The 11,962-nt window shown below is 71.4% G+C and carries 10 protein-coding genes; 5 read left to right on the top strand and 5 right to left on the bottom strand.

Annotation, left to right across the window (positions count from 1 at the left end; all coding sequences use genetic code 11):
• Positions 1-53: 53 nt before the first annotated feature.
• Positions 54-1,046, top strand: coding sequence for an LLM class flavin-dependent oxidoreductase (locus tag QSK34_RS31045; protein ID WP_285589314.1), 993 nt, complete (start codon positions 54-56; stop codon positions 1,044-1,046).
• A gap of 23 nt (positions 1,047-1,069) precedes the next feature.
• Positions 1,070-2,029 (top strand): nitronate monooxygenase, encoded by a 960-nt coding sequence (locus tag QSK34_RS31040; RefSeq protein ID WP_285589313.1) that lies wholly within the window; start codon positions 1,070-1,072, stop codon positions 2,027-2,029.
• Between the two features lie 112 nt (positions 2,030-2,141).
• On the opposite strand, the gene QSK34_RS31035 is transcribed toward QSK34_RS31040, so the two are convergent.
• The 4 genes from QSK34_RS31035 to QSK34_RS31020 form a co-directional block, all read right to left on the bottom strand.
• On the bottom strand, positions 2,142-3,176 hold the full coding sequence (locus tag QSK34_RS31035; protein WP_285589311.1) for a DUF2293 domain-containing protein: 1,035 nt from the start codon (positions 3,174-3,176) through the stop codon (positions 2,142-2,144).
• Positions 3,173-4,066: a serine hydrolase gene (locus QSK34_RS31030; RefSeq protein WP_285589309.1), complete on the bottom strand. Its 894-nt coding sequence runs from the start codon at positions 4,064-4,066 to the stop codon at positions 3,173-3,175. The genes QSK34_RS31035 and QSK34_RS31030 overlap by 4 nt, the downstream gene beginning before the upstream one ends.
• A 5-nt stretch (positions 4,067-4,071) precedes the next feature.
• The gene (locus QSK34_RS31025) at positions 4,072-7,239 is read right to left on the bottom strand and encodes a S41 family peptidase (RefSeq protein WP_285589307.1); all 3,168 of its coding nucleotides are present in this window, start codon (positions 7,237-7,239) and stop codon (positions 4,072-4,074) included.
• A gap of 86 nt (positions 7,240-7,325) precedes the next feature.
• The gene (locus QSK34_RS31020) at positions 7,326-7,553 is read right to left on the bottom strand and encodes a hypothetical protein (protein WP_030451064.1); all 228 of its coding nucleotides are present in this window, start codon (positions 7,551-7,553) and stop codon (positions 7,326-7,328) included.
• A gap of 153 nt (positions 7,554-7,706) precedes the next feature.
• Here QSK34_RS31020 and QSK34_RS31015 point away from each other — a divergent pair, with 153 nt between their 5' ends.
• A complete protein-coding gene (locus QSK34_RS31015; protein ID WP_285589305.1) occupies positions 7,707-9,263 on the top strand; it encodes an AMP-binding protein in 1,557 nt (518 codons plus the stop codon).
• On the opposite strand, the gene QSK34_RS31010 is transcribed toward QSK34_RS31015, so the two are convergent.
• Complete coding sequence (locus QSK34_RS31010; RefSeq protein WP_285589302.1) at positions 9,236-10,600, bottom strand: MFS transporter; 1,365 nt, start codon at positions 10,598-10,600, stop codon at positions 9,236-9,238. The two genes, QSK34_RS31015 and QSK34_RS31010, sit on opposite strands and share 28 nt — an antisense overlap.
• 223 nt (positions 10,601-10,823) lie before the next feature.
• Here QSK34_RS31010 and QSK34_RS31005 point away from each other — a divergent pair, with 223 nt between their 5' ends.
• Together QSK34_RS31005 and QSK34_RS31000 are read left to right on the top strand one after the other, a co-directional pair.
• Positions 10,824-11,669, top strand: a complete 846-nt coding sequence (locus tag QSK34_RS31005; RefSeq protein ID WP_285589300.1) for a helix-turn-helix domain-containing protein — start codon at positions 10,824-10,826, stop codon at positions 11,667-11,669.
• Positions 11,666-11,878, top strand: coding sequence for a DUF397 domain-containing protein (locus QSK34_RS31000; RefSeq protein WP_285589298.1), 213 nt, complete (start codon positions 11,666-11,668; stop codon positions 11,876-11,878). The genes QSK34_RS31005 and QSK34_RS31000 overlap by 4 nt, the downstream gene beginning before the upstream one ends.
• The last annotated feature ends 84 nt before the right edge of the window (positions 11,879-11,962 follow it).

Raw genomic sequence — 11,962 nt, 5'->3', positions numbered from 1 at the left:
TCTCCTACCGTGCTACTTGGGGGTGTCCGTTGACCTCGCGGCCTCTGCGCAAGTTGGGCTTTCTCACCATCGGCCTGTTCGACGAGGCCGACCCTCGCCGGGGCCACGAGTCGACGCTGGAGATCATCGAACTGGGCGAGCGCCTGGGCTTCGACAGCGTCTGGGTCCGGCACCGCCATTTCCAGTACGGCATCTCCTCGCCGGTCGCCGTGCTGGCGGCGGCCTCCCAGCGGACCAGCCGCATCGAGCTCGGCACGGCCGTCATCCCGCTGGGCTGGGAGAACCCGCTGCGGCTGGCCGAAGACCTGGCGACCCTCGACGTGCTGTCGGGCGGGCGCCTCAACCCGGGCGTCAGCGTCGGGCCGCCGATGCACTACGACGAGGTCAAGGACGCGCTCTACCCGGCCAGCGCCGACACCGAGGATTTCAGTTACGAGCGGGTCAGGCGGCTGCTCGGCTTCGTGCGCGGGGAGAAGGTCACCGGCTTCAGCGGCGTCGACGGGTTCGAGGTGTTCTCCGACCGGGTGCAGCCCCACTCGCCCGGCCTGGGGAAGCGGCTCTGGTACGGCGGCGCCGGCCTCGGGTCGGCCCGGTGGGCCGGGGAGAACGGGATGAACTTCCTGACCAGCAGCGTGGTCAGGGCCGAGGAGTCGGAGGACTTCGCCGAGGTGCAACTGTCGCACATCCGCGCCTTCCGGGCCGCCCACCCCGACGGCGACCGCGCCCGTGTCTCCCAGGGGCTCGTCGTCGTCCCGACCGACTCCGCGACCCCGGAGCAGCGGGCCAAATACCTGGAGTTCGCCGAGAAGCGCCTGCCCCGGACCGCGTCGCCCCAGGGGCCGGCCCGCATGATGTTCGCGCCCGACCTCGTCGGGACCTCCGACGAGATCGCCGAACGCCTGCACGCCCACGCCGCCTATCGTGAGATCGACGAGGTCGCGTTCGCGCTGCCGTTCACCTTCGACCACGACGACTACGTCCAGATCCTCACCGACATCGCGACGAGACTCGGTCCGGCCTTGGGGTGGCGGCCCGGCGGCTCGTAGGCCGGCCGGGTCATGATGATCACATGGCATTGACGACGAGTTTCACCAGGTTGGTCGGGGTGCGGCAGCCGATCGTGTCCGCGCCGATGGCCTTCTCGGCCGGTGGGGAGCTGGCGGCGGCCGTGTCGCGCGGCGGCGGGTTCGGGTTCGTGGGCGGCGGGTTCGGCGTCCGTGACTGGCTCGAACGGGAGTTGCCGATCGTCGCCCACAGCACCCGGGAACCGTGGGGCGTCGGGTTCGTCTGCTGGGCGGCCGACGTGGCCGGGGTCGAGTACGCCCTGGAGTTCGGCCCGGCGGCGGTGCTGCTGTCGTTCGGCGACCCGACCCCGTTCCTGCAGCCGATCAGGCGGGCCGGGGCGCTGCTGATGATCCAGGTCACCGACCTGACCGAGGCCAGGCAGGCCTTGGACGCCGGGGCCGACGTCATCGTGGTCCAGGGCACCGAGAGCGGCGGCCACGGCGCGCGGAAGGGCCGCTCGACGTTGCCGTTCGTGCCCACCGTGGTCGACATGGCGGGCGACACGCCGGTGCTGGCCGCCGGGGGGATCGCCGACGGGCGCGGGGTGGCGGCCGCGCTGGTGCTCGGGGCGGCCGGGGCGCTGCTGGGCACCCGCTTCCAGGCCACCGCCGAGGCGATCGTCGACCCCGCGATCACCAAGGCCATCGTCGAGAGCCAGGGCGGGCAGACCGCCCGCAGCAGCGTGCTCGACATCGTCAAGGGCGTCGACTGGCCGGAGAAGTACGACGGGCGCAGCCTCGCGCACCCGTACATCGACCGATGGCACGGCCGGGAGGCCGAGCTCACGGGGGAGACCAGGCAGGCGGCCAGGGCCGAGATGGCGAGCGGCGCCGTCCCGCCCGCCGTCTGGGCCGGGGAGGCCGTCGACCTCATCGGCGACCTGCCCTCGGCCGAGGACCTCGTCGCCGCGCTGGCCGCCGAGGCCGAGCAGGCGCTCGACCGGGTCAGGTCCGGAGCGGACTGAGGTCCGGCGGCTTGCTCGGGGGACGAGGCGAACCGTCAGCGCCGACCGCGAGGCCCGGCGCCCCGGCCGATCGTCGTGCCGACTCCGGAACGGAACGTTCACCGAGCCGGGTTCAGCCGGCCCGCCACGACTCCAGGACCGCGTCGATCCGGTCGCGGATCTGGGCCCGCGCCGTCATTCGGGGCACGCCCTTCATCAGCAGTTCGTCGTAGGCCGTGTCCTTGTGGCGGACCGAGGCCACCACCGCCAGCGTGATGGCCGACTCGTCGAGGACCTTGGCCGCCGACGTGCGCCCCACCCGGCCGCTGCCGCGCACCGCCGCGTGGGCGGCGATCTCGTCGGCTCTCGGGCAGCCGGGGAACAGGCGGAGGATCTCGGCCGCCATCCGGGCCTGGAACTCGACGTCCTGGTGGGCGCGGCGTTCGGCGTCGCGGTCGCGGCGGCGGGCGCGGAGTTCCTCGTCCTCCAGGCAGAGTTCCTCGGCGCGGGCGAGCGCGGCCTCCTCGACCAGGACGCCGCGTCGTTCGAAGCGCTTGCGGCGGGGGTTGTACTCGACCACCACGGCCGACAGGCCGCTCTCCTTCTTGGCACGGCGGCTGAGGGCCGCGTTGCCGGCCGGGAGCATGACCAGATGGTCCATGTCGGCGCAGGTCAGGCAGTGGGGAGAGGCATCTTCCATGATCAGGTAGGGGCCGGTGTCGCGGCAGCCGGCGCAGCGCCACGGCTCCTGGGGGACCAGCACCCGCAGGTCGGGCGGGCGGTTCTGGGTCTCGGTCAGGCGGCGGCGGCGCGCCTCGGACATCGCGGGGCTGATCCACTGCCGGTGGAAGTTCCGCTCCTGCTCCTCGGAGCCGTCGCGGGTGAAGCGCAGCGCCGAGCGGTCGCGGCTGCCGGAGACGTAGACGGTCTCCCCGGCGATCAGGCCCTTGTCGCCCGCCCATTCGGCCAGCAGCGCCGCCGCGTCGGTCATGCGGGCGGCGTCGACGGCGGCCAGTTCCTCCAGGGAGCCCGCCCGGCCCTGCCGCCAGCTCTCGACGTGGCGGTGGTGGACCCAGCGCAGGCCCGTCAGCACGTCGACGACCGTCACGTATTTGCGGGTCGCCAGCGCGATCTCGGCCGCCTCGGCGACCCGTCGTCCCAGTCTCATCGGGTGAGGGCCGCCCGGTGGACGTCCCGGGCCAGCCGGGTGATCTTCGTGACGGAGTCGGACCAGCGGGAGGTCTGCGTGGTCAGGATGACCTCGATGTAGCGGTCACCGGAGCCGACGACGCCGGTCGTGTGGAGCACCGCGTTGCGGAAGTCGACGGGGGCCGGGGCCGTGTAGGAGGCGGCCGCGCCGTTGCCCTTGCAGCGGACCGGCGGGACCGTGCCGTAGCCGGACCAGCCCTGCTTCACCGCCCACGGCCGGGCGACGCCGCGCGGGATGCCGAAGTACTGGTCGAAGCCGTCGCTGCCGCACGGCCCGGCCTGCCGGAGCTGGCCCATGATCGTGTTCCGGACCGTGGGGGAGGCCTGTTCGAGGATGTAGCGGTAGACCTTGGCGATGTCGAGCGCGCTGATCGCGGTGTAGCCCCAGAAGCCCGGCTTGCCGGTCGGAGGTGGGCCCGAGTCGGTCAGCTTGAGCTTCTTCGCCACCCGCTGGATGATCTTCCCCTGGCCGCCGAGCGACCACAACCGCGTCGCCGCGTCGTCGTCGCTGACCCGCAACATCGGCTTGAGCAGCGCCAGGTCGGGCTTCTTCACCCGCTCCAGGTGGTCGATCGCGATCATCAGCTTCACGACGGAGGCGGACCGGAAGCGCTTGTGGGGGTTCCTGCTGACCGTGATCTTCTTCTGGACCCGGTCGTACACGACATAACCGGTCGTGACGCCGGAGGGCACGCCGACCGGCTTCGGCGCGAGCTCCGTGGTCTTCGCCGGGGCCGCCTTCTCGACGGCCGTCTTCACCACGGTCGTCCTCCCGACGGCCGCGTCGCCACCGGGCGCGGCAGAACAGGCGGTCACCAAGAGCAGGGATACGAGTAGCAGGCGCGGCACCCGGCCTACGCTAGCCGACCCCGACCACGGCGATCGTCGCTTTCCCGCCAGGCGGCCACCCGGGGCGGCAGCGTGGGCACCACCCGGCGGGGGCGGTCGGCCGGGTTGGCGGTGTGGGCGGGGGTCCGGCCGAGGCGGTCGAGGGCGATCTCGACGGCCCGTTCGAGCTGGGCGTCGACCCCCATCGCGTACTCCTGCGGGGTGATGTCGACCTCCACGTCGGGGTCGGCGCCGTAGTTCTCCACCCGCCAGCCGACGTCGTCGAAGGCGAAGGAGAACTCGGGCTGCGTGGTCAAGGTCCCGTCGGCCAGGCGGTGGCGGGGCCAGACCCCGACGACCCCGCCCCAGGTCCGCCTTCCGACCAGGGTGCCCAGTCCGAGCAGCTTGAAGGTGTGGCAGAAGATGTCCCCGTCGGACCCGGCCCACTCGTTGGTGAGGCCCACGATGGGCCCGCGCGGCGACTCGTCGGGGTAGGGCGCGGGCACGCCCCAGCGCGGGAAGTCGTAGCCGAGCCGCCGCCGCGACAACTTCTCCAGCAGCAGCGCCGACACGTTCCCCCCGCCGTTGAACCGCACGTCGACGATGAGGGCCTCGCGGTCGTACTCGGTCAGGAAGCCCCGGTGGAACTCGGCGAAGCCCTCGGGGCCCATGTCCGGGACGTGCACGTAGCCGACGCGGCCGTTCGTGTGCTCGTGGACGAGACGGCGGTTGCCGTTGACCCAGTCGCGGTAGCGGGCCGGCTGCTCGTCGCAGAGGGCCCGGACGACCACGAGGTGGTACTCGTCGTCGCGCTCGATGGTCAGCTCGACCTCCTCGTCGGCGAGGTTCACCAGCAGCCGGCCGGGTGAGGCGTCGGGGCCGACGGGCATCCCGTTGATGGCGGTGACGACGTCGCCGGGGGCCGCGTCCACCCCGAGGCGGTTCAGCGGCGAGGTCGCGAGCGGGTCCCACGGGTCGCCGGTGACGATGCGGCCGATGATGTAGCGGCCGTCCTCGTAGAGCCAGTCGACGCCGAGTTTGCCCTGCCAGTAGTGGGGGCGGTCGCGGTACTCGCCGCCCGACTCGAAGGCGTGGGAGGTGCCGAGTTCGCCGAGCAGCTCCCACAGCAGGTCGGAGAACTCGCCCCGGGTGCCGACCCGGTCGACCAGCGGCAGGTAGCGGGCGTAGACGCCGTCCCAGTCGATGCCGGCCATGTCCTCGTCCCAGAAGTTCTCGCGCTGGAGCCGCCACGCCTCGCGGAACATCTGCCGCCACTCCGCCTCGGGCGCGACCGACACCTTCACGCGGTCGAGGTCGATCCAGCCGTCGTTGCGGTCGGCCTCGTCGTCCTCCGACGGCGACTCCCCGGCCTTGACCACACGCAGCCGGTCGCCCGACCGGTAGAGCAGGGTCGAGTGGTCGCGGCCGAGGCTGAAGTCGGCCACGTCGGAGACGAGCTCCTCGGCCTTCTGCTTGGCGAACTCGTAGCAGTGGAGGGTGGAGGCGTGGTCGCCGACCACCGGGGTTGTGGTGTAGATGACCTTGCCCTTGAGGCCCGCGACGCGTTCGTAGCGGTTCTCCTCGACCGGGAAGGCCACGATCCGATGGGGCAGGCCGTCGGTGTGGATCTCGAAGTCGGGCTCCTCGTGGTCCTCGTGGTCGAGCGGCCGCGGTTCGGGCACGAACGGCGACCCGACCCCCTCGCGCAGCGCCACGGCGTAGGGGCGGGTGCCCATCGGGAAACCCAGGTCGAACTGGAGCTCGTCGTAGACCGGATTGAACACCCGCTGCCCGATGAAGTAGAGGTAGCGGCCCTCGGGGTCGAAGGCGGGCCGCCGGTCGACCAGCACGGGGTCGGTCGCGGGGGCGATCTCGCCGGTCTCGGCGTTGAACAGCTTGATGATCGTGGTCTGCCGGGCGACCGGGCACGCGTACGCCAGCCACGTCCCGTCGGGCGACCACGCCGGGTCCTCGATGGCGCCGAACGGGCTGGCCTCCACCTCGGTCACCGTCGCGCCGTCGTCGTGCAGCTCGACGACCAGCAGTTCGTTGCGGTGGTTGGTGACGGCGAACCGGTCGCCCCTGGGGGAGACCTCCAGCTCGGTGATCCGGCCGGTGTCGGCGTCGTCGAGCCTGACCGGGCCGTCGTGGGACAACACGACCAGCACCTCGCGGTCGCCGTCGTCGCTGGCCGCCGCGACCAGCCGTTCGCCCTCGTCGTCGAGCCAGGTCAGGAACCGGTAGCGGACGCCGTCGGGCTCCCCGTGCTGGAGCACGGGCCCCTCCCAGCAGGCGAACGAGAAGGCCTTGCCCCGCGTCGTGACGGCCAGCCGCGAGCCGTCGGGGCTGAGGGTCGCGCTGTCGAGGTAGGCCGCCGCCGGCACGAACCGGCGGTTGCGCTGGGTCAGCGAGCTGCCGAGCCGCACGTCGACGCGGCGCGGCTCGTCGGCGCCGGGGTCGAGCAGGAACAGTTCGGCGCCGCAGTGGTAGACCAGCCGCCGCCCGTCGGAGGACAGGTTGCGGGCGTAGTAGTCGCCGTGGTCGGTGTGCCGGCGCAGGTCGTCGCCGTCGGGGGAGCACGAGTAGACGTTGCCGACGCCCTCGTGGTCGGACAGGAAGAAGACGCGGTCGCCCACCCAGCAGGGCGAGGCGAGGTTGCCCGGGAGGGCGATCAGGCGGCGGAACCGGCGGGCGCCGATCCACAGGTCGCCGACCGTGCCGCCCCGGTAGCGCTTCCAGCGGGCCGGGTCGGAGGTGTTGCGGCCGAGCACGATGCCGCCGGGCCCGTAGGTGATGGCGGAGGCGGGGCCGTACGGCAGCGGCTCCGGCACGCCTCCCGGGACGACGCGGTGCAGCCAGCGGTAGCCGTGGAAGGGCTGGCCCTCGTCGCTGGTGTAGACGATCGCGCCGTGCGGGTCCCAGCCGGTGACCTGGCAGTCGGCGCCGTGGAAGGTGAGGCGTTCGGCCGCGCCGCCGTCGGCGGGCATGACGTACACCTCCTCGGGCCCCTCCTCGCGGCCGACGAAGGCGATCTGGGTGCCGTCGGGGGACAGGCGCGGGTAGGCGGCCTCGGCGACCCCGGCGGTCAGCCGGAAGGCCCGGCCGCCGTCGGCGTGCACCATCCAGAGGTCGTCTTCGGCGGCGAACACCACCACGTCGCGGAAGATCGTGGGAAAGCGCAGATAGCCCGCCATCCGTCCCTCCGTGAGAAAGCAGAACAGGCCCGGGGAACGGGTCGCCCCCTTCCCCGAGCCTTCACCTCAGACCCCCACTAGGCGGGTCAGTGGTGCTGACCACCCTGGCGCTGCTGATGCTGCTGCTGCGAGGAGTGCCCCGGCTGCTGGCGCTCCCCACCGCCCATGCGGTTGCCCATCGAACCGCCCCCCATGCCCTCACGCTCGGGACGGCCGTCGCCGCCCTCGCGCTTCTCCTGCTTGGCCGCACGCTGGTCCTTGATGGTGGCGCGCTTGGCCTTGCCCGAGACCTTGGGCTGGCGCTTCTGAGGCATTTCAGCCATATTTTCCCCCGAAAGTGGCTTTGATGGCCCTATGTGGGTCATCGATGGCATTCATACCCATTCGACCGAAAGTAATCACACATGCGGTTTGTGTGAGAATGGTCGCCGACGATTGTTCTGGACTATTGTTCTGGAGGGCGTGCGGTGACCCAGTTCGACCTGGCCACGCTGCATGAGGCGATCGCGGCGGCGGTTCCCGACCGGGAGTGCCTGGTGTGGCGCGACCGGCGCTGTTCGTGGCGGGAGACGACCGAGCGCACCCGGCGGCTGGGCAACCTGCTGCACGCGCGCGGGCTCGGCCCCGGCGCGCGGATGGCCGTCTACCTGCACAACGGCCCCGAATACCTGGAGGCCCTGCTCGGCGCCCACAAGGCCCGGGTGACCCCGTTCAACGTCAACTACCGCTACACGGCCGACGAGCTGGCCTACCTGTTCGCCGACGCCGGACCGGCCGTCGTCGTCTTCCACGCCGCCTTCGCGCCGCTCGTCGCGAAGGTGGCGCCGCCGTCGGCCCTCCTGCTCCAGGTCGCGGACGACTCGGGCCACCCCCTGGTGCCCGGAGCCCTCCCCTATGAGGAGGCGCTGGCCGCCGCGTCGCCGGAACCGGTGCCGGTCGCCCCCTCGCCCGACGACCACCACATCATCTACACCGGCGGCACGACCGGCATGCCCAAGGGGGTCGTCTGGCGGATCGGCGACCTGCTCGACGGCCCGGTGGGCGTGCGCCGCAGGGACGGCTCGCCGTTCCCGTCCCTGGCCGCACTGGTGGAGCACGCCGCCGCCAGCCGCCGCCGCATCCTCCCCGCCGCGCCCCTCATGCACGGCACCGGAGTCTGGTTCACCCTCAACGGCTGGTGCCTGGGCTCGACGGTCGTCATCGCCGACCGCGTCGACCGCTTCGACGCCCCGAGCCTGCTGGCCACCCTGGAACGCGAGCGGGTCACCGGCACCGTCATCGTCGGCGACGCCTTCGCCCGCCCCCTGGTGGAAGAGCTCCAGAACCGGGTGTACGACCTGAGGCTCGGCATGATCGGCACCAGCGGGGCCTTCCTGGGCGAGGCCCTGCGCGCCCGCCTGGCCGAGCTGATCCCGGGCGTGCGGACCGTCGACACCCTCGGCTCCTCCGAGACCGGCAACTCGGCCGTGCGCATGGACGGCGGGAGGTTCGAGGCGGGCCCGTGGACGGTCGTGCTGAGCGCCGACCAGACCCGCGTCCTGTCGCCCGGCGACCCGGAGGAGGGCTGGCTGGCCCGCTCGGGCCCGATCCCGCTCGGCTACCTCGGCGACCCGGAGAAGACCGCCCGCACCTTCCGCACGGTGGACGGGGTCAGGTACGCCGTCCCCGGCGACCGGGCGGTCTGGCGCGAGGACGGCACCGTCGACCTGCACGGCCGCGAGGCCACGGTGATCAACACGGCGGGCGAGAAGGTGTTCGCGGAGGAGGTGGAGGGCGTCCTGCGCGAGGTCGAGGGGGTCGTGGACGCCCTGGTGGTCGGGCGGCCCAGCGAGCGGTGGGGGCAGGAGGTCGTGGCCGTCGTACAGACGCGGGAACCCGGGGAACCGGACGACGCCACGCTCAAGAGCGCGTGCGCCGCCCGGCTCGCCGGGTTCAAGGTGCCGAAGGCGTTCGTCCGGGCCGACCGGGTCCGGCGGCACGCCAACGGCAAGGCCGACTACGCCTGGGCGCGGTCGATGGTCTGAGCGCTGAGCGGCTCGGCGATGTCCTCCAGGGACCGCCGGGCCGCCTCGACGCCCAGGAACCACTGCACCAGACCGGCCGCGACCATCAGCCCCGCGCCGATCAGGTAGCCCACCGTCACCTGCCCGGCCTGCTCGCTCTCCACCAGCCGGCCGAACAGCACCGGCCCGATGATGCCGCCGAGGCCGGTGCCGACCGCGTAGAACAGCGCGATCGCCAGCGCCCGCGTCTCCATCGGGAAGATCTCCGACACCGTCAGGTAGGCCGAGGAGGCCCCGGCCGAGGCGAAGAAGAAGACCACCATCCAGCAGACGGTCAGCGTCACCGCGTTCAGGACCCCGGCGTCGAACAGCAGGGCCGTGCCGACGAGCAACAGGCCCGACAGCACGTAGGTGCCCGCGATCAACGGACGGCGTCCGACGGAGTCGAAGAAGTGGCCCAGCAGCAGCGGCCCCAGGAAGTTCCCGATCGCGATGGGGATCAGGTACCAGGGGGTCGAGCCGTCGGGCACCCCGAAGAAGGTGGCCAGCACCAGCGCGTAGGTGAAGAAGATCGAGTTGTACAGGAACGCCTGGCCGACGAACAGCGACAACCCGACGACGGTACGCCGCGGATAACGCCGCACCAGCGTCATCGCGACCTCCGACAGCGGGGTGTGGTCCCGCTGGTTGACGGTGATCCGCCGGTCGGCCTTCGGCAGCTCCTGATGCACCGACCGCTCGATGTCGGTGACGATCCTCTCGGCCTCCTCGTCCTTGCCGTGGATGAACAACCACCGCGGGCTCTCCGGCACCAGCCTGCGGATCAGCAGGATGCCGATGCCCAGGATCGCGCCCAGCCCGAACAGCACACGCCAGCCGACGTCCTCGGGCAGCACCTCCGGGTTGAGCAGCGGGATGGCCACCAGCGCGCCGAAGACCGTGCCCAGCCAGTAGGAACCGTTGATGATCAGGTCGATCCGGCCCCGGAGCCGGGCCGGGATCAGCTCGTCGATGGCCGAGTTGATGGCGGCGTACTCACCCCCGATTCCAGCGCCGGTGAAGAACCGGCACAGGAAGAAGTACCAGGGCTCGAACGAGAACGCCGTCGCCACCGTGGCGGCCAGGTAGAGGGCCAGCGTCGCCAGGAACAACTTCTTCCGCCCGAACCGGTCGGTCAGGTGGCCGAAGAAGAGCGCGCCCAGGCACGCGCCGAGCACGTAGATGCCCGCCGCGAGGCCCACCTCGGAATCGGTCAGGTTCAGCCCGCCGGCGTCACTCGTCAGCCGGGGCCCGATCACTCCGACGATGGTGACCTCGAGACCGTCGAGCACCCAGACGGTGCCCAGCCCGAGCAGCACGAGCCAGTGGAAACGCGACCATGGCAGTCGGTCTAACCGCGCGGGAATGTCAGTCGTGATCTGCTTCATGCAAGGCCAGCTACCCCAAGAAGGACCTGGGATTCTCCGGCGGTGCAGAAATGTCCACCGTCACTAATCCGCATTACCTGGAGCCCCTAACGCGGCGTGGCAGACTTCGTGACACCGGCATTACCAGTAAATCGGCTGGGGGGTAATTCGTAAAATGGGAACTGGGCGACTGCCGACGATCCGGTTACGCCGCCTCGCCGCTGAACTGACCCGCCTGCGCACCGAATCCGGCTACAGCCGCGAAGAGGTCGCGAGCCACCTCGGTGTCGCGTTCTCCACCGTCTACCGCATCGAGACCGGGCTCACCCGCCCCCGCGCCAGAACCCTTCGTGACCTGCTCGAACTGTACGACGCCGACCCCGCCCACCGGGCCGCCCTGACCGACCTCGCCCGTGACGCGGGGGACCGCGGCTGGTGGCACGCCTACGGTGACGTCCTCCCCGGGCCCTACGTGGGGCTCGAATGGGAGGCCGTGTCGGTGCGCAACTACGAATCGGTGGTCATCCCCGGACTCCTCCAGACCGCCGACTACGCGCGGGCCGTCATCAGCGCCGCTCTAGAGGAGACCCCGAAGGCCACCGGCCGCCGGGTCGCCCTGCGGCTCCAGCGGCAGCGCAAACTCGACCAACGAGACTTCGCGATGTGGGTGGTGCTCGACGAGGGAGTCGTCTGGCGCCGCGTCGGCGGCCCGCGGGTGATGGCGGAGCAACTCCGTCACCTGCACGAACTGGCCAACCGCCCGAACATCACGATCCAGGTGCTCTCTCTGCGTGGTGGCGCCTATCTCGGCATGGGCAGTCCGTTCAGCATCCTCAGCTTCGCCGGGCCCGCCGACGGGGAGGTCGTGCTGCTCGAGAACCCGGGCGGCGAACTCTACCTGGAGGCGCCCGACCAGCTCAGGCGCTGCGCCCACATCTTCGACCATTTGCGGGCGGCGGCTCTCAGCCCGGAACGGTCGTTGGAAGTACTCGAATCCGCAGAGAAGGAGATGACCTCGTGAAGTTCACCGACCTCGACGTTTCCGCCGCCACCTGGCGCAAGGCCGAGAAGTCCAACAGCCAGGGAGACCAGTGCGTGGAGGTGGCACTGATGGGCCACGCCATCGCGCTGCGCGACTCCAAGAACCCGACCGGGCCCATCCTCGCCTTCACCCCGGCTGAATGGGACGCGTTCGTCCACGGGGTGAAGGGCGGCGAATTCGACGTGTAGAAACCGCGAAAGCGGCGGAAGGACGCGCGCTCCTTTCGCCGCTTTCGTCGTGCCGGAAATGGAAAAGGCGGGGGGCCACGGGGG

The sequence above is a fragment of the Herbidospora sp. NBRC 101105 genome (assembly GCF_030269205.1).
Lineage (GTDB): Bacteria > Actinomycetota > Actinomycetes > Streptosporangiales > Streptosporangiaceae > Herbidospora > Herbidospora solisilvae.
Note: the sequence above shows the minus strand (reverse complement) of the source record. Positions and strands in the feature narration are given on the sequence as shown.